19 protein-coding genes are annotated in these 17,898 nt (G+C 36.9%); 8 read left to right on the top strand and 11 right to left on the bottom strand.

The annotated features are described in order from the left end of the window. Positions 1–25: 25 nt before the first annotated feature. From CH354_RS15530 to CH354_RS15505, 6 genes are read left to right on the top strand one after another with little or no spacing between them, the layout of a single operon-like run. Complete coding sequence (locus tag CH354_RS15530; protein ID WP_100766533.1) at positions 26–1,282, top strand: tetratricopeptide repeat protein; 1,257 nt, start codon at positions 26–28, stop codon at positions 1,280–1,282. Continuing rightward, the gene (locus tag CH354_RS15525; RefSeq protein WP_100766532.1) at positions 1,260–2,390 is read left to right on the top strand and encodes a cysteine desulfurase family protein; all 1,131 of its coding nucleotides are present in this window, start codon (positions 1,260–1,262) and stop codon (positions 2,388–2,390) included. The genes CH354_RS15530 and CH354_RS15525 overlap by 23 nt, the downstream gene beginning before the upstream one ends. Positions 2,391–2,397: 7 nt before the next feature. Further along, entirely contained in the window at positions 2,398–3,753 is a 1,356-nt protein-coding gene (locus CH354_RS15520; RefSeq protein ID WP_100727248.1) for a CHAT domain-containing protein, read from the top strand. Then, positions 3,750–4,778 (top strand): hypothetical protein, encoded by a 1,029-nt coding sequence (locus CH354_RS15515; RefSeq protein ID WP_100727249.1) that lies wholly within the window; start codon positions 3,750–3,752, stop codon positions 4,776–4,778. Before CH354_RS15520 ends, CH354_RS15515 begins: the two co-directional genes overlap by 4 nt. Next, a complete protein-coding gene (locus tag CH354_RS15510) occupies positions 4,775–5,344 on the top strand; it encodes an RNA polymerase sigma factor (RefSeq protein WP_100727250.1) in 570 nt (189 codons plus the stop codon). Before CH354_RS15515 ends, CH354_RS15510 begins: the two co-directional genes overlap by 4 nt. 18 nt (positions 5,345–5,362) lie before the next feature. After that, positions 5,363–5,893, top strand: a complete 531-nt coding sequence (locus CH354_RS15505) for a hypothetical protein (protein ID WP_100727251.1) — start codon at positions 5,363–5,365, stop codon at positions 5,891–5,893. 139 nt (positions 5,894–6,032) lie between these two features. Here the strand turns inward: CH354_RS15505 and ychF are convergent, their stop codons facing one another. The 6 genes from ychF to CH354_RS15475 are packed head-to-tail and all read right to left on the bottom strand — an operon-like array spanning position 6,033 to position 11,088. Next, a complete protein-coding gene (gene ychF, locus CH354_RS15500) occupies positions 6,033–7,130 on the bottom strand; it encodes a redox-regulated ATPase YchF (RefSeq protein WP_100727252.1) in 1,098 nt (365 codons plus the stop codon). A gap of 49 nt (positions 7,131–7,179) precedes the next feature. Next, a complete protein-coding gene (locus CH354_RS15495) occupies positions 7,180–7,671 on the bottom strand; it encodes a hypothetical protein (protein ID WP_100727253.1) in 492 nt (163 codons plus the stop codon). Continuing rightward, the gene (locus tag CH354_RS15490) at positions 7,668–8,375 is read right to left on the bottom strand and encodes an RluA family pseudouridine synthase (protein ID WP_100727254.1); all 708 of its coding nucleotides are present in this window, start codon (positions 8,373–8,375) and stop codon (positions 7,668–7,670) included. Before CH354_RS15490 ends, CH354_RS15495 begins: the two co-directional genes overlap by 4 nt. Further along, complete coding sequence (locus CH354_RS15485; protein ID WP_100727255.1) at positions 8,359–9,234, bottom strand: DUF2797 domain-containing protein; 876 nt, start codon at positions 9,232–9,234, stop codon at positions 8,359–8,361. Before CH354_RS15485 ends, CH354_RS15490 begins: the two co-directional genes overlap by 17 nt. A gap of 3 nt (positions 9,235–9,237) precedes the next feature. Further along, positions 9,238–9,834: an LIC_11883 family protein gene (locus CH354_RS15480; protein WP_100727256.1), complete on the bottom strand. Its 597-nt coding sequence runs from the start codon at positions 9,832–9,834 to the stop codon at positions 9,238–9,240. 9 nt (positions 9,835–9,843) lie between these two features. Continuing rightward, on the bottom strand, positions 9,844–11,088 hold the full coding sequence (locus CH354_RS15475) for an exo-beta-N-acetylmuramidase NamZ family protein (RefSeq protein ID WP_100727257.1): 1,245 nt from the start codon (positions 11,086–11,088) through the stop codon (positions 9,844–9,846). A 51-nt stretch (positions 11,089–11,139) separates the two neighbouring features. Between CH354_RS15475 and CH354_RS15470 the strand changes: the two genes are divergently transcribed. After that, a complete protein-coding gene (locus tag CH354_RS15470; protein WP_100727258.1) occupies positions 11,140–12,366 on the top strand; it encodes a lipoprotein LipL46 in 1,227 nt (408 codons plus the stop codon). Between the two features lie 18 nt (positions 12,367–12,384). Here CH354_RS15470 and CH354_RS15465 read toward each other — a convergent pair whose 3' ends face one another. The 3 genes from CH354_RS15465 to CH354_RS15455 are packed head-to-tail and all read right to left on the bottom strand — an operon-like array spanning position 12,385 to position 14,634. Beyond that, positions 12,385–12,744, bottom strand: coding sequence for a response regulator (locus CH354_RS15465; RefSeq protein ID WP_100727292.1), 360 nt, complete (start codon positions 12,742–12,744; stop codon positions 12,385–12,387). Positions 12,745–12,755: 11 nt separating this feature from the next. Next, positions 12,756–14,030 (bottom strand): GAF domain-containing sensor histidine kinase, encoded by a 1,275-nt coding sequence (locus tag CH354_RS15460; protein WP_100727259.1) that lies wholly within the window; start codon positions 14,028–14,030, stop codon positions 12,756–12,758. 49 nt (positions 14,031–14,079) lie between these two features. Further along, entirely contained in the window at positions 14,080–14,634 is a 555-nt protein-coding gene (locus CH354_RS15455; RefSeq protein WP_100727293.1) for a rhodanese-like domain-containing protein, read from the bottom strand. Positions 14,635–14,740: 106 nt separating this feature from the next. On the opposite strand from CH354_RS15455, the gene CH354_RS15450 reads away from it, so the two are divergent. Next, complete coding sequence (locus CH354_RS15450; protein ID WP_100727260.1) at positions 14,741–15,253, top strand: peptidylprolyl isomerase; 513 nt, start codon at positions 14,741–14,743, stop codon at positions 15,251–15,253. Between the two features lie 210 nt (positions 15,254–15,463). Here the strand turns inward: CH354_RS15450 and CH354_RS15445 are convergent, their stop codons facing one another. Together CH354_RS15445 and CH354_RS15440 are read right to left on the bottom strand one after the other, a co-directional pair. Next, positions 15,464–17,320 (bottom strand): monovalent cation:proton antiporter-2 (CPA2) family protein, encoded by a 1,857-nt coding sequence (locus CH354_RS15445; RefSeq protein WP_100727261.1) that lies wholly within the window; start codon positions 17,318–17,320, stop codon positions 15,464–15,466. Then, positions 17,313–17,891: an NAD(P)H-dependent oxidoreductase gene (locus tag CH354_RS15440; RefSeq protein WP_243396115.1), complete on the bottom strand. Its 579-nt coding sequence runs from the start codon at positions 17,889–17,891 to the stop codon at positions 17,313–17,315. Before CH354_RS15440 ends, CH354_RS15445 begins: the two co-directional genes overlap by 8 nt. Between the last annotated feature and the right edge of the window lie 7 nt (positions 17,892–17,898).

Genomic DNA, 17,898 nt, shown 5'->3' with positions numbered 1-17,898 from the left:
CAAAGATCGGGTACAGGGACAATCCTTGAACCAAATCTTCCGAGAAAATTTAAAATACATTCTGGCTGTTCTCTTCGTGTGGGCAATCACTTTCCCATGGATTCTGAGAAACAAGGACACGATCCTTGCCAAAATCACCCTCACTTACAATTCGTTTTTTGGTTACCCCAATCCACGGATCGCTCACTCACTCATTGCCAAAGGGGATGCGGTTCTCGAAGGTAGAAAGGAAGGAGGGACAAACCTCCTACAAACCATCAGCCAATTCTTTAGCGCTGAAGAAAATGGAAAAGGCACGATTTTGCCCCTCGACCTTACTCTCATGGAAAAAGCCTGCCTCTACTTTCGCAGTAAAGAACATGTGGAGGACCATTTTTTAGAACTGACTTGGCGGGAAAAAGCAAGTGATTGGGGCTCTCCCCTTTTCCAAAGAATGGCACCACAAGGGGAATTAACACTCGGTCCCAATCCCAAAGAGTATTGGAACTCACACATTGAAGCGGTGTTAACAGCTCTTGATTATTACAAACGTGCCTTACGATTTTCAGGTCCCGAACTCATTGCACCAAAAAAAATAGAATCGGTTGCATGGGCCAGTTGTCGGCCAAGCGAGATCCTACTCGCTTACAAAACACATATGGTCGAAACAGAATCTTATGTTCTAAAAAAACTGACTGAACTTGAAAAAGTTCCAAGTGGCCTCAGTGCAGTTCAAAAACGAAGTGTGGTTCTCTCCTCCATCAAACGAAGTGATTTTTCAGAAGTTTCGGCAAATGATTATTTGGAATCCTTACTCAGACAAATCCTTCTCACTGGGATGAAAAATTTTTCTCCAAGAGAAATGGATGATATTTACGAACGAATCTTATACTTCGTTGGAGCAGATGAAAGAGAGTATTTAAAATTTAAATTTCGTCGTGCCGAACTATATTTCCAATTAGGCAGTGAAGAAGAAAATTATTACCAAAAAGCTGCCACTGAATTTAAAGAATCTGCCAATATCCAATTAGCGTCAGAAATGGAGGATATCAACTTACCTGCGTTACTTGTCCATGAATTTGAGGCAAAACTAAAACAAGCAGAAAGTTATCATAAACTAAAAGAAAATAACAAAAGTTTGACCATCCTCGATTCATTAAAACCAAAACTGCGAAATGTCGACGAAAGAAGTGTTGGTGGGAAAAAAGATGAAATCTTAAAAGCATACCATAACCTTTCCAGGTCCGTTCTCAGAAAACTCGGGCGTTACGAAGAAGCAGATGAAATCCCATTTAACGAATGAAATAAAGTACTTTGATTATAATGCGACTCACCCACCTTACCCAGAGATTTTAGAGTCGTGTTTAAAAGAATACTTAGAAAACTTTTACAATCCTTCAGGGATCACACGTTTTTCTCTTAAAAACCAAGGCAAAATTGAACAGACGAGAAAGTATCTGAGCCAAGTAACAAAAGGTAAGGAAAAACAATTTATCTTTTCCTCCACTGGAACTGAGGCTAATTTTTTACTCATCCAAAGTTTAAGGATTTTATACCCAAACTTAGATGCTGTGATCGTCTCTCCCTTTGAACATGCAAGTCTTTATGCTGCATTAGATTCATTTGGATTTTCACCCCTATTGGTTCACACGAACAAATCGGGAACCATTGACCTAAATCATTTGGAAAGGTTATTAAAAGAAAACCCAAAACCTGTCATTTGTTTGTATGCTGGAAATGAAACAGGAGTCATCCAACCTGCCGATGTAATTCATAACTTAACAAAAGAACATGGCCAACTTTTTTACAGTGATTTGATGCAAGCTTTCTGCAAAATCCCTGTGCCATTTGACCTGTTTGATGGTTATACATTCTCTGGTCACAAAATTGGCGCAGGTATGGGAGCCGCTGTTACCTATTTACCAACTGAAAACAAAAACTTTCGCCTGTTTGGTGGTGGAAACCAGGAAAATGAACATAGAGCCGGCACCGAAAATACATTTGCAATCAATTGTCTACAGAAAGTAACAGAAATCCAACTAAAGAACTTAGAAGAAAAAAACATAAAACTAAAGGGTTTCCAAACCATTTTAGAAAACCAGTTAGAATCCGTTGGTTGTGAAATCATCGCAAAAAACGAAAACAGACTCCCCAATACTACCTTTCTCATTTTACCCATCCAAACAGTTGATTTTTTTCTACTGGGATTAGAAGAAAAAGGATTCATTGTATCAACGGGAAGTTCATGCAAATCAAGAGCCAGAGAAGCATCGAAATCACTACTCCAAATGGGTTATTCAGAAGAAGAAGCACTTAGAGCCATACGAATTTCTACTGGTAGTTTTACAAATTTAGAAGATGTGAATTTACTAATAGACCAAATCAAAATACTCATCCAAAAATTAAAATGATAATCTAATGAAAATCCGTATCATTTCGAAATACTCTGACCAAGGTATCTCCGATGGTGAATGTTTTTGGGAAGAAAAACAGTCCCAATTTGGAACCGTTGAAAAAACGACCCCGTTTTCAGGGCAATTACTCAAAGAATTTCAGAATGATTGGTCCATTTTTGTAGAACGAATTTTATCTCAAAATCCCAAAAAGGAAGAATTTTTAGACAAACTAGGTAAAAAGTCTGATAGTTTAGAACAAATTGTATTTGGTGAATCCCTTCCCTTTTGGAGGACTCCCGGATTTCGAGGCACCATTGAGCTGTTAGTTGATCCAGAATTTTCTCCCATTCCGTGGGAAATATTAAGATCTTCCAATGGATTTTTATTCCAAGATAAAAATTTCAAACGAGGGATTCGGATCCAAAAAAACCAAAGGGAAATCTCAAAAAAATCAAATGTTGCTCTAATCATCTGTAATCCGGTCATTCCCAGTTTAGAAAACACGGTAAATGAAGAATGTGTTAGTTTATATCCAATTATCGAAAAAAAACTACCGCTTAGAATCCTTAAACAAAATCACCTAACAAAAATTCGTTTCATTGAGGAGTTAAATTCCGTTAAATATCTGCATTATGCGGGCCATACTGAAAAAAATGGTATCCCTATTGGCAAAAATCAGTTCATTTCCATGAACGTAATTGCTTCAAGATCATTTACTCATCTAGATTTAGTATTCTTTAATAGCTGTTATTCTTCATTTGACTCGATAAACCAAGCAGGAATAACAACCAGTTTTCTAAAAGCAGGTGCCAAACAAGTGATTGGATTTTTGTATCCAGTAGAAACAAATTTAGCAAAGGAAATAGGGATTTCCTTTTGGAAATATTTTTTAGAATCTAAAAATGCAGAAAAAAGTTTAGAAAAAATAAGAAAACAATTACAAAAGGGATCTGGAAAAGAGATTATAACAGCGATTAGTTTGGTTCAATTCTCTACTTTATCACCAAACCCACTTCCAAAAAGGATTTTAAGCATTACCTACAGTTTACTACTAGTTTTATGTTTCCTCCTTTTCACTAGAGAAACTCAAGTTGAAATCCCAATTGGAACTCAAGTCCAAACGGAACAAACAAATGGATCTTCTATAACAGAGAACTCACTTCTGTCCCAACAAAAAAGCCAGTCCAAGGACCCATTAGTATTAAAAATCCAAAAAATCACACATCCGGAGTTTCGAAAAAAAGCACTTCTCTTTTTAGAAACAAAACATGAGTTACTTGACGAAACACAAAAACGGGAAATCTTAGAATCGATCCTTTCAGAGGGATCTTCAGAAGAAAAAATGTATTATGAATTCAAAACAAGGAGTGGGTTTTGAAATATTGGGGTTTCTTTGTATTTGGGTTTTTATTTTTTATATCCCCGATTTTTGCCCAATGGTTTGCGAAACAATCAACTTTCGAATCCATCTGGTCAAAATACCAATTGGCTCCCAATTTAGAATCAGAAGCATATACAAATTCGAATTTTCCAATTTTACGTGAAGTAGAAACCAAAGAAAATGAAGAATATGATTATTATTTCCAACTTTGTAAATTCCAGGAAATTAGAGAACTCACAGAAATACTTTCCTACCTTTCCTTTTATGATGCCTTATTACAAATCAAACGTTGTACAGAAATCAGTAAAAGTGAAACGAGTAACTTAGAAAAACAGATCAAAAAAAAACTATTTGATCTAACTGTGTTTCCAAAATTAGAAATTTTATCATCTGAGATTTCCAATGCAGAAAATTTAAAATTAGTCCGTGAGTTACAATCGGAATGGGAAAAAACAGTTTATCTCTATTCCAATTTTTATAAACCTCATGAGGTTCTATTGTTTGGAAAAGAACGTGAATACACATTAAGTCTCAATCGTATTCTGTATTCTGATATGCCGGAATTCAAAAGAAGATCCTCATTACTTCGATTACTACAAGACATCAAAACAAATCAAAAATCCACCTACCAACTGTTTCACTATTCAAAACAAAATCCATGGAATCTTGCAGACTTAAAATCGGAAAATGAAAAGTCTAAATCCTATTTTTTACAAATCCTTTCCTATTGGAAGACTGACCCACTATTTACGGATGGACAAAAACAACAACTGAACGATTTGCAAATTTGTTTAGAAAAACTCCCAACGGAGGAAAAGAAAATTCGAATATTCGGTTTTTTTGGTTTTTTCTCCGATTATGGACGATTCTCAGTAGAATACCCAAGTTTTGAAACGAAAGAAAACCTAACAAAGTTGTTATACATCCGCCAAACATTATTTCAATCCCATCATTTTCAAAAAAGATTAGAAAATGTAATGATAAGTTGCAAAAATTCCGTCGAATCAAAGAAAGAACTATGAGTGATGAGATACGGAGTTTAATCGATAATTGTTTACTCGGCAAAAGAGAAGCATGGCAAACACTCATCCAAAAATTCCATCGCCTCATCATTGGAACTTGCGCACATTACGTACCAAGAGAAGAAGTGGTAGATACTTCCCAACTTGTCTATTTAAAACTCACCGAAAATGACTACCAATTATTGCGTAAGTTCAAAGGGGAAAGTTTACCTGCCTTTATTATCTATTTAAACGAAATTGCCAAAAACATCAGTATGTCCCAAACACGGAGCATTCGCCGAACTGAGTATAGGGAAGGGATTTCTCTCGATCTAAGTATCGATATTCTGGATGAAAGGTTAACCCAAGAGGATGTTTACTTCGAATGGGAAGAAAAAAAGGAGTTTTATGATCTCATTGAATCATTAGATGAACCCCATAAGGAAATCCTCATCTTACGTCTCAAAGGGTATAAGTTCAAAGAAATCGCTGCAATTTTAGAAGTTCCAATCGGAACAGTACTCGCTAGGGCCAATCGCGCCAAAGAAAAGATAAAAAAATTACAAACCAAGGAAATAAAGCCGTAACGGGGGGACATCAATAGTATGGAGACAAAAGATCCGAATCCATTTATGAACCGACTCAAACTGAAAGAAGCCATGTATCTCATGTCCCAAGGGGAAGAAGTGGATCCTTCCACCCTAAATAGGATCTTACAAACGGTAGTCCCAAATCCTGATTCCAAAATCCGAATTTTCCTACAGTTTTTTAATGATTCATGGAAGGTGCTTATGAGTGACTGGGAAAATGCTACCCTGCATACCTCCCAATTGGCTCTCCGAGGGCAAGGAAACCTTGGTGCTTTCCGCGTCCACAGACAGGTGGCAGGAAGGGATCTGGATTTTGTTTTCCAACCAAATCCAGAAAAAAACCAAGTGTTTTTGTCAGTGGAAGCATCAAATGCAGAAAGGTTATCCGCAAAATTATTTTTGGATGGAACCCCAGTCGAAACCTTACCCAAACTAGGAACCCAATCGATGTTTGATTCCCCCATCACCTTGGATTCTAGCCCAGAACTTGCCATTTTTGAATCTGGCAAAGAAATTGGTAGGTATCATTTTATGTTACAATCGTAATTTTTTTGGAAGTCGTGCAATAAAAAGGAATCACCTGGCAATTCATTTTATGAGAAGTGGACCTACCTTTCGGTAACTACTTTCTTTTTCCAAACTAGTTCACACTTAAAGACATCCCGACGAAAGTCGGGATTTTTTTTTAAGCATTCACTCGGAAATAAATCACATCTCCATCTTGGACAATGTAATCCTTTCCTTCCACACGGAGTTTCCCTTCTTCTTTTACTTTTGTTGCATCACCCGTACGATCTAAGTCTTCGTACCGCATCACTTCTGCACGGATGTAACCTTTTTCAAAATCAGAATGAATGACACTAGCAGCAACGGGACCAGAACTACCTTGTTTGGTTGTCCAAGCTCTTACTTCTTCCACACCTGCAGTAAAAAAAGTTAGTAGGCCTAATAGTTGGTAGGATGCACGAATCATACGAGAAAGACCAGATTCTTTTTCTCCAATCTCCTCTAAAAATGCCAATTGGTCTTCTTTTTCAAGTCCAGAAATTTCTTCTTCAAAACGACCACATAAAACAACAACAGGTGCTCCTTCTTTGTTTGCAAAGTCGGTGATGGTTTTCACAAGTGGGTTGTCAGTCGATTTAACATCCGAGTCAAGGATATTGGCAACGTATAACACGGGCTTAATGGTAATTAAATTGAATTTTTTTGCGATTTTAAATTCTTCTTCGTTTAATTCAACAGTCGAAGCCCTGTTCCCTTTTTTAAGTGCTTCCAAAATTTTATCCATAACCGACAAAATTTCTGCTGCTTCTTTATTTCCAGTTTTGGCTGTTTTAGAAACACGTTGTTGTTGTTTTTCTAAACTGTCCAAATCCGCAAGGATGAGTTCGTAATTGATGACCGTGATATCTTCGATTGGATCAACTTTCCCATGAACATGTGTTATATTTTCATCTTGGAAGGCTCTTACAACATGGCAAATCGCATCAACTTCCCGAATGTGGGATAAAAATTGATTTCCGAGCCCTTCCCCTTGGCTTGCCCCTTTGACAAGACCTGCAATGTCCACAAACTCAATCATCGTGGGAACAGTACGTTTTGGTTTGTAGATTTCAGCTAAGCGGTTTAACCTCTCATCAGGAACTTCTACAACACCAGTATTTGGTTCAATGGTACAAAAAGGATAATTTGCAGCCTGTGCGCCTGCTTTTGTGAGTGCGTTAAAAATAGTCGACTTACCGACGTTCGGGAGACCTACAATGCCACAATTCAAAGCCATAAGGATAGGTTTTTTGAACCAAGCGTTAGGGACAAGGAAAAATGTTGTCTTAGTTTTGAAATCCTGTTTCTAAATAAACAGAAGTGAGATAATACACTGAAATACAGATAACAGTGAGATAAAATCCTAAATAAAGTTTTCCAATCCGTTTCCAAGGGAATCTGTCGTGTAATTGCAAAGTTCCAACAATCCAATCGGGACTCGGATTTACAGGTAACTCAACTTCCTTTCCCGACTTTCTCCAAACATGTTTTTTTTCCTCAGGATTCAATTGATAAAAAGGAGAATCCAAGCCTAACTCAGAAACAGACAATAGAATACTAGGTATTTCAAAGTACTTAAACCGGATCAAACCAGAAAATCCTGTAAAAATAGCCAAATAATTGATCACCACAATTAAGGGACTTGCCGTATAACGAGAGCTAAATAATAGATACAAATATATAACTAAAAAACTAATTGATATCAATTTGGAAATAGATGTGAGATTTTTATAAAGTTTTTGTTCTTTTAGAAACAAAATAAATGGTTCACGATTCATAGTCGATTTGTCTTTGGAATTTGTGATTTAGAAATTGAAGGCATTCTAACGAACCAATCTGATGGAACACCTGAATCTACCATATGATTTTGGCCCTGCAAGTCAGTAAAGGAAAATCGAAACGCATGGAGATACATTCGTTTTTCTCGACTTTCTTTTTTCCCATACAAAGTATCACCCAGGACAGGAAAACCCAACGAAGATAACATAACGCGAATTTGGTGCCTTCTTCCTGTTAAAATATTTGCAAGCCCAAATGATACATTCATTTTTTCATCGGAACCAAGGATGGTAAACTCTGTGATTGCTTTTTTACCTCCACTCCTTACGAGACTGACTTGTTTATTTCCATCTTTGATAAAACATTCCATCCGGTATTCTTTCCAATTCGGAATCCCATCACATAAAAAAATATAGGTTTTTTCTGCATTTTTTAGTAACTGATCTAGTTCGAGATTTTTATCTTTATTTTTTCCGAGTAATACAATGCCACTCGTACCAAGATCTAATCGATTGACGGTTCGTAGTTCAGGAATTTTTAACTGATTCGCAAGTAAACGAGTGAAATCCAATCGATTTGGATCTTTTGTTTCGTGGACAGGAATTCCTTCTGGTTTTTCTGCGAGTAAAAAATCCTCACAATCAAATAAGATACGAGTGGTATAATGATTTCCTAATGGAATGACGTTAGGCGGAAAATTCAATCCAAAGACCACCTAAACTTCGTATATTGATGACTCCAGTTTCAAATAATAAGTATTGACCCTTGATCCCAACAAGTGTTCCGACAACTGGAGTTTCTTTTGTGAGTTTTAAAGATTTTATTTTAGATGGATAAGTTAAAATCGGATACTCGATTTCCATCATTTCTTCTGTAAGGATAGGTTTCCAGGTTAACTTTTGTTTGGTTTCGATGGGTGAAAAAAATTCATTCTTTTCAAGATGATTTAAAAATTTAACAGCTTCTTTTTTGAGATCAATGATTCCCGGCTCTCCTGCTACCATTTTTTGCCAGGATGTTTTATCTGGTAAAAACTGACTGAGAAAATGTTCTAAAATACCTGCGTCTCTTCTGGAACTCACTTCTAAAATTGGGATTCCGAACTTAGCACCTTGGTCCACCCATCGGTTTGAGACAGGATTTTCTTTTGTGATTCCAACTTTCATTCCACTGGAATTGGCAAAGTATACAATGTGTTTTTTGAAACAATGAGTATTCCCCCATTCTGAATCACGACATGTACCCTTATGATGGTGGCATGTTTCTGGGCGCATGATACAAAGATCATTTTCAGCTAACTTAGAAAAACAAACAAAACAATATCCCTGATTAAATGACTTTTTAGTTTTTTTTCCGCAGTTCATACAGCGAATTTCATCATTTGTAATGAGAGAGATTTTTTTACCAAGGAAGGATTCGATTGGTACATCTGAGGTTAGTTCTTTTCCTTCAATTGTTTTTGTTTTTTTGTCCTCAGAATAATTTGCATATTCCCAAAAATAGGAAACAGGATTTGTCCCTTTATGAGACATCTTTCGAACATAACCTTGGAAACTTGGCATGGACTAAAAGGTAAATTCCTTCACTTCTTCAGGAAAAAATTCATCATTCACTTTCACAAAATAAAGTTGAGCCAAGGAAGGTGAATCATCAGTCTTCTTCCATACAAAGATCACAATCATTTTTTGGTACAGGTAATGAGAGATTTGTCCTTTTGGTGAATAAAAAAGAGATAATTGGTTTTCACCTTCACCAAGGTAAATCACTGCCCCATTTAAATTTCGTGACTTCTCTTTCGAAACTTTGATGTGGATTTTTCCACTTGGATTCATGTCTTCAGGATCCCTTCCCATAGCAAATTCTGCATCACTCACTTCGGACTCGGTATCCACTTGGTCAGTTGTCCCAGTTACATCCAAAAGATTACAAGGAAAATCACCTGGCATATTCGGAAAATCGTTGGAACAAGATTGGTAAGTGACTTCTTTTTCATCAAATTTGGTATGAGTCACCATCACAGTGGAACGTATTGTTGCATATGCAACTGACTTTAACACTTTTGCGGTTTTTTGTTTGGGTATTTGTTTGATTTTAGTTTCCGATGCGTAAACCACACCTAACAAAACAGTGATGAATACTAAAAAAGTGAATTTAAACTTCATTTTGGATCCTTAGTAGATTAAGTATGGTTCAATTTTTTTTCGTTCTTTATCTTCATCACTAAGATAGGTATTATGAAACTCAACATAGGTTTTTCCATCATTGATGGCAGAACGAAAATGATCATTCCCCCATAATTGGTCAACCCAGTGGTTTGTAGAACCTTTACTCCATTTAAAATCATTTGGATATGTTTCTTTCATAAGCCGAATGAGTTCATATGCAAGTAACATTGGATCATAATCAGGCCTTACTAAATTCATACGTAGACCAGAACAAATTTTTCCTTTGTGGGGTCCAAAGGTGGGTTTAAAATACACTGTTGAAAAATAATATGATTTGTTGCCAATGGCACTTAATTTGGTAGCAAGTTCTTCCGGATTTGTCATCCATGGTGCACCAAAATAAACGAAAGGTGCTTGGGTTCCCCTTCCAACTGATACATTCACACCTTCAAGTAAAACAAGCGATAAATAATTCCTTGCAGAATCCACCATAGGCAAGTTAGGTGAAGGTGTTGTCCACGGGATACCTGTATCTTCAAAGTACATCCCACGTTTATAACCTTCCACAGGAATCACATTCAAGTCCACAGATTCTTTTAAGTATTCCTTGTTATAAAACAATGCGGCTTCCCCAGTTGTCATTCCCGTAATGAGTAAGGAAGGAAATTCTCCAGCAAAGTTTAAATGTTTAGGACTCATTTTTTCTCCCATGGGTGGGAGGTGCATCGCTACATGGATATGATCAAGGACAATGAGTTTGGTTTTTGTATTTTTTAATGCATCCATGAGACGTTTGAGTACACTTAAATATGTGTAACAACGCATCCCCACATCTTGCACATCAAATAAAACAAAATCAACCTCCTTCACTAAGTCTCTCAGTTCGGAATCTTTGATTCGATAGATATGATAAAGTGGACGATTAAAAGTTGAGTCCATAGTAACGGGAGTTTGGCTAAACTCTTCTTCCAAACCAAGAAATCCATGTTCTAAACCAATCAAATGTTCTAATGTAATTTTGTGTTTTTCGAGAGATGAAATGATCTTTTTTGGATTTGTTCCAATTCCTGATGGATTTGTCGCAAGCATCAATTTTTTTCCCGCCATGGTTGGCAGGATTTTTTCGTAAAAAATGTCCTGGGACAATCGAACTTTAGAATCAATCGGGTGGACACGAAATTGCGGAACCGTGTTCCCATGGCAAGCAAGGACAAGAAACGAGAGAGAAAACCTAAAAAAGTAATTGGTCATGTAAGTATATGTTTCTATAATATAGCAAATCTTCAAGGAGAAATGTCCTTCATGTTTCATCGACTTCGAATTGCTCCCTATACTGGGATTTTAGTCCTTACCATCTTGGCATGTGCTGGGTCCAATTCCGCGCAAAAAAACCCGTCTTTACCTGACAATGTGGTCACAGCCATGGGAGAGGCTCCTATTTACCAAGGAGACTTGGCCCTAGCCCGTAACAAGGCACTCAAAGATGCAAAACTCAATGCCATCCGTAAATTGGTCGGAGAACAAATCACAGAAAAATCAGGGGTCTCCGATGGGCAATCCCTAGGATCCAAACTTTACGGGAAAACCGATAGTTTTGTGAAAAAATACGACATCCTCAGTGAAGAACAATGGAAACTAGACACCCAAGACATGATCCGTCTCAATGTCCGTTGTGAAGTAGAAGCAACAAAACTTTCTACTGCTGTGGATGCTCTCCTTGATGATGTAGGAAACCCAAGGATCGCTGTCCTCGTGCAAACCGTTGTGAATGGAAAATCTTATCCCATTGGATCAGCAACTAACATTGCCGAGGCGGAACTGATTGAAAAACTCCGTGCCAAAGGGAATAAAGTGGTCGATAGTTCCCAACTCACTGCCCTGCTCAAAAAAAATCCAAGCCTTGCTAAACTTGATCTTACCTCTGTGGAAGAAGGTAGCCCTCTTCTCACTCTGGCACAAGACTCAGGCGCGGAAGTTTTGATCATTGCAAAAGTGACAACCACTGACCAAAAACCTGTGGTATTACCTGGTGGTAAAAAAACAGATTTTTTAAGTTCTGCGGCAACAGGCCCATACCGCATCATCCAATTATGGGGTGATGGAAAAATCTTTGGATCTGGAAGTTTGGAAGGCCGAGGTGCTGATATCACACAAGAAGTTTCCAGAGAACAAGCTGTGAAAGATTGGGCAAACCTTGTTTCCGTAAAAGTAGGAAAACAAATCAAGGACGAATGGTTTAAACTCACAGAACAAAACACCGTGATCTTAAAGTTCAAAGGACTTGCTCTGGAAGATGCAATCAATTTCAAAAACGATTTGATGGAATACACATCCGTGAAACAAATCAATGATCGTAAAACAGAAATGAATGGATCAGAATGGGAACTCACTTACCCAGGAAAGGAATCGATGTTTGCAGAAGAGCTCATGTACAAAAAGGATTCTAGTTTCCGTTTTTTGAGTAGTAAAACTCTCAACATCAACAGTTCTAAACGTGGTGTTGTGGAAATCGAATTCAAAAATAAATAAATTGAGTTTGTAACTTTTTTATGACCCTACAGAGAAAAACTTTCGAATCTCTGCAGGGTCTAGTGGTTTTGCGAAATAGTAGGTCAAAGTCCCTTCTGAGATCGCTTTTTCAATCTCCAATGTTTTTTCAAAACCTGTTAGCAAACTACAGATTATCGTTGGATAATTTGCTTTAACACGCTTAACCAACTCCAATCCATCCATTTGTGGCATACTTAGGTCGCTCACCAAATATTGAATTTCTCTGTTTTCTTCCAATTCTTCCAAGGCATCATTTCCAGAAGAAGCAATAAATACTTCAAAATCTTTTTTGAAGATGTCTTTGAATAATTGAAGATTAAAATCTTCATCATCTACATATAAAATCTTAATTTTCACAGAAACAAGACTCAACAAAAACAAGGAAATTCAATCATAAATCTTGTACCAATTCCCAACTCCGATTCAAATTGAATCGAACCATGATGATCTTGTATAATCTTATATGCAATTGATAAACCCAATCCAACACCTTTTCCAGGTTCTTTAGTCGTAAAAAAAGGAGTCATGATCTTATATTTATATTCTGGAAGTATCCCTACTCCTGTATCAATGATATCAATCTTAATTTGATTCTCTTTAGATATCGTATAAATCTGCAATTCACCTTGCATTCCATCCATTGATTGAATTGCATTTGTTAAGATATTAAAAAAACATTGATGGATTTTAGTAGAACTCCCTAGGATTACCGGATTCATTGCTTCGAATTTCTGCACTACTTTAATCCCATCCCTAAGTGTATGAGCGAGCATCACTAAACAATGATCTAAAGTTTCATGAATGTTAATTTCTTCTGAATTCGATTCACCTACCCGAGTATACTGGTTTAAACCTTTTACGATTTTTGAAGTCCGATCCACACCTTCTTTGATAGCTTCTAGGTAAAACTTGACTTTCCCAAATTGTTCTGAAGATTCGCTAATGTAATCTTTTATACCATGATATCCACCTAAAATAAAATTAAGTGGGTTATTAATTTCATGAGCAATTCCTGCTGAAAGTAGACCTAAACTTGCTAACTTTTCAGATTCGATAAGCTGGTTTTGTCTTTCATGTAACTCGGTCAACGTGTTTTCTAAAGCAATTGTCCTTTCTTTAACCAAAGATTCCAATTTCCGATTGTATTGTTCGAGTTGAGATTCATAGTCTAACCTTTCCAATTCAGCTGCAATGCGGCCTGAAAAAATTTGAAATAAGGTAATGACTTGGTCCTTCTCATTTTCTCGAATCTCAGATTCATACAATCCAACAATCAAGCCCATCGTTTCCTGTTTAGAATTGACTAAAGGAGTTCCGATGTATCCCTTAATCTTCATTTCAACTAATAACAAATCATTTGGGAATAATTTTTGAACATCAGTAGGATAATAACAGACATTATTATCAAATACATCCGCGCAAGGAGTCCCCTCTAAAGAATAAGCCATATTGTCAACCAAGGAACCTTTTGCAACAAGAGCTACCGTTTTCGATTCGTATTTTTCTTTATCGAAGAGAGCAATAAATGTATAATCCGCCCCAATGACAGTGCTCATTTTTTCAGTAAGTCGATTTAAAAATTCTTTGCCGTATGTATTCGATACGGCTTCTATGATATTAGATAATAACTGTCCGCGTAACATATTATTTTTATCAAAGGAATTAATAAAAAAAATTAAGAATCTTATACATTCAATTGGCCGATTGTTCTTTTTCCTTTGGTTCACTCACTAAAGGTAATTTAGTTTGGTTCACATCCAGTAATGGGCCCAACTCGAAGATATTTGAATACCCGTATGCTTTTAAGGAATTGTAAGTCGATAAATTCAAAGAAGCAGCTGGGCTTTTCGCAGCAAACGCTTGTTCGTTGCCTTCAAAATTATTATTACAATAAATTAGAATTTTGGATTTTGGTTCTGGGATCACAGTAGCCAAACTGTCTTTCGTAAATTCGGTAAAAGGCAAATTCACCGCACCTTTGATATGTAATAAACGAAATCGATTTTCGCTCCTTGCATCCAGGACTACTACTCCATCTTCAGACATCATTTTCAAAAATTGATCTTCCGTTAGGCGGTGATTTTCACGTTCCGATTCGGATCGATTGACAATTTTTTTGAATTCACCATAGTCGATGAGCCGATTCGGAATGGGTTTTATTTTTGGTTGTTTTTTCTGTTTTTCAATGGGTTTTGCCACAAGTGAAACTGTGATTAGTAAGAGAGAAACAATGATGGTTCGATTCATAACTTTACCCATTTCTAAAATCGCTAAAAGTATAACTTCTATTTCTATCAGAACTCAAACCTTTTTTCGACTTGCCAGGGGAATTATCCGAATTTGAGTGAAAGGTATGAGTACTTTACGCGCTGTTATCAAAACCAACAAAGGTGAAATCCGAATCGATCTTACTCCTGACAAAACACCGAATACGGTTGCCAACTTTGTGAATTTGGCACAAAGGAAATTCTATGATGGACTAAAATTCCACCGAGTCATTGCTGATTTTATGATCCAAGGTGGTTGTCCCCAAGGAACTGGAACGGGTGGCCCTGGGTATAAATTCCGTGATGAATTTGATTCTAGTTTAAAACACAACAAACCTGGAATCCTTTCCATGGCAAATGCAGGTCCAGGAACCAATGGGAGTCAATTTTTTATCACACATGTTCCGACACCTTGGCTTGATGGAAAACATTCAGTGTTTGGTTCCGTGGTGGATGCCTCTGACCAAGAAGTTGTGAATTCCATCCAACAAGGGGATAAAATTGAATCCATTACGATTGAAGGAGATGCCTCTTCTGTATTGGAAGTGGCAAAACCCTTTTTAGATGAGTGGAATCAAATTTTAGATTCTAAAAAATAAAGTTTACTTTTCTTTCTTTTTTTCATTTAGTCTAAAGACTATGAAAGAGAAACGGAAACCAAACCCAATCGTCCCAATCAAATTGGCTTCTCGGACAATTTTTAACTTGAAGCCAACAAAAATCAAACCATCGAAAAAAATCTATTCCCGAAAAGGTAAAAACGACCATTCGGGAATTCTTTTTTTCAATTCATTCGTTTTCTAACCAACTTACATTCGTTCCATTTCACTCCAAGAATCCAAATCCAATTCGTCTTCTTTTCCTAAATCAACAAACATCAAACGTTCTAGTTCAGAATTCCTTTGTTTGGCAAGGCTTATGTACTGAACGCGGTCTTTTCGTAAGTCAAAAAGTTCGTGAAAGGTTTCATCATCATGTGTTAAGAATAAATTTTTAGCACGTTCTGCTGCATAGGATCTTGTTCCCAATAATTTTAAAACATCTCCCCCTAGTTTCACAGCGGTTTCTCTTGTTTCACGGTAAATAAAGGAAAGTCCCATTTCTTTTAAGTCATATGCCTCTTCGCGATCCCCAGCTCTCGCAACAATTTGTATATTTGGATAATGGTGTTTTACATTGCGAATGAGTTCGTGTTGTTTTTCCGGATGGTCAAGGGCCGCAATCAACACTTTTGCATGTTCTAAACCCGCACTCTCCAAAAGTTCTATTCGCGTTGCATCTCCAAAAAATACCTTAAATCCAAATCGACCAAGCATCTCCACTCGATCCGCATCATAATCTAAAATTGTGATACCAATGCCGTTTGATCGTAAAAACCTTCCCACCATATTTCCAAAACGACCAAATCCACAAATGATAACTGGATTTTCTTCTTTTTCTAAGCTTTGGTTTGTTTGTTTCTTAGGTGCTTTTGATTGTAACGCTTCAAAAATGGTTTTCTCATATAACAATAATAATATGGGCGTAAATGCCATACTGAGTGCCACACAAGCAACAAGGATCACAATTGTATCCTTATCAAAAATTCCCAACCCTTCGGAGTATCCAAATAACACGAAGGAAAATTCTCCTACTTGTGATAGTGCTAATGCCATGTATAAATTTTGGTCTAAGGGAAGTTTAAACAAAAAACCAAGTAGGAGTAATACAAGCGCTTTTAGAAAAATAATGCCAACAACAATACCAACAATTTTCATTGGGTGTTGGAATACGACAGGGAGTTCCATAGAAGCTCCCACACTTAAAAAAAACAATCCAAGTAGCAAACCTTTAAACGGTTCTATGTTACTTTCTAATTCATGTCGAAATTCACTACTGGCAAGTACAACTCCCGCAAGGAAAGTGCCAAGTGCTGCCGAAACTCCCACAGAAGTCATGAGGACTGAGATAGCAATCACAAGTAACAAACTGGCACCAGTAAAAATCTCTCGGCTTCCTGACTTTGCGATCAATCGAAATATTGGACTTAAAATATACCTACCAATTAAAATAATCCCAATCACTACAAAAAGGACAACTAGTGTTTTTTGGTAACCAGGCAAATGTTCTACAAGAGAATGGCCATGGTCATTTGTTACCACATCTCCTTCACTTAACATAGGGAAGATGGCAAGAATCGGAATCACTGCCATATCTTGGAAAAGAAGGATTGAAAACGAAGCTTGCCCTGAAATGGATTTCATCAATCCTTTCTCTTTTAAGGTTTGTAAAACAATCGCCGTAGACGACAGAGATAAGATGAATCCAAGTGCAACCGAAGATTTCCAAGAAAATTGGAAACCGATTGAGAATAAAAACACTAAAATAGTGGTTAATAATAACTGAAGACCACCTAACCCAAGTAACCAGAACTTTAACCTCCATAACAGGTTTAATTCCAATTCTAAACCGATCGCAAATAACATCATCACAACACCAAATTCTGCAAAATGCAAAAGGTCTTTTCCTTCCGTTCCCACAAAACCAAAAACAAATGGCCCAATGAAAATGCCTGCCACCAAATACCCAAGGACAGAACCAAGTCCCAATCGATTGGCAATGGGAACCATAATGATGGCACTTGTTAGATAAATGATAGCTTGAATGAAAAAATTGACTTCACCCATGTTTTGCCTCTAATAATGACAGAATCAAATTTCGATAACGAAGAGATTCTTTTTGAAAATCTCCTTCTTTTAACTGGAAAGTACCTTGGACCAAAAAGGGAGATTGGTAATACATCTGACAAAGTTCCGCTGTCCTCTGGAAAGGTAATAAAAAATCCTCTATCCTATGTTTATGAAATCCGTCTTCCTGATATGCCTGATTCGATCCACCTGTCGTAATGGCTTGGATCCATTTTTTTCCATCCAATGAATTTCCGTTTTTACCATAGGCCCAACCATCTTCTAATACAAAATCGATCCATTGTTTCATAAGAGGTGGGCAACTGTACCAATAAAAAGGATGTTGGAAGAGAATTACATCGTGTTCCATAAGAATCTTTTGTTCTAGTTTGACATCTATCGTAAAATTTGGATACAATTCATATAAGTCTCGTAAGGTGATATTGTCTGATATGGGTATAGAATCTAATAACATTTGATTTGCTTTCGATTTTTCCAAAAATGGATGGAACAACTGGATCAATATTTTTGGCATTTGGATTAAGTCATCAAATAAGAAGTATTGCTGCAAACATTAA

The organism is Leptospira levettii (genome assembly GCF_002812085.1).
Lineage (GTDB): Bacteria > Spirochaetota > Leptospiria > Leptospirales > Leptospiraceae > Leptospira_A > Leptospira_A levettii.
This window is presented reverse-complemented; position numbering and strand designations above follow the sequence as displayed.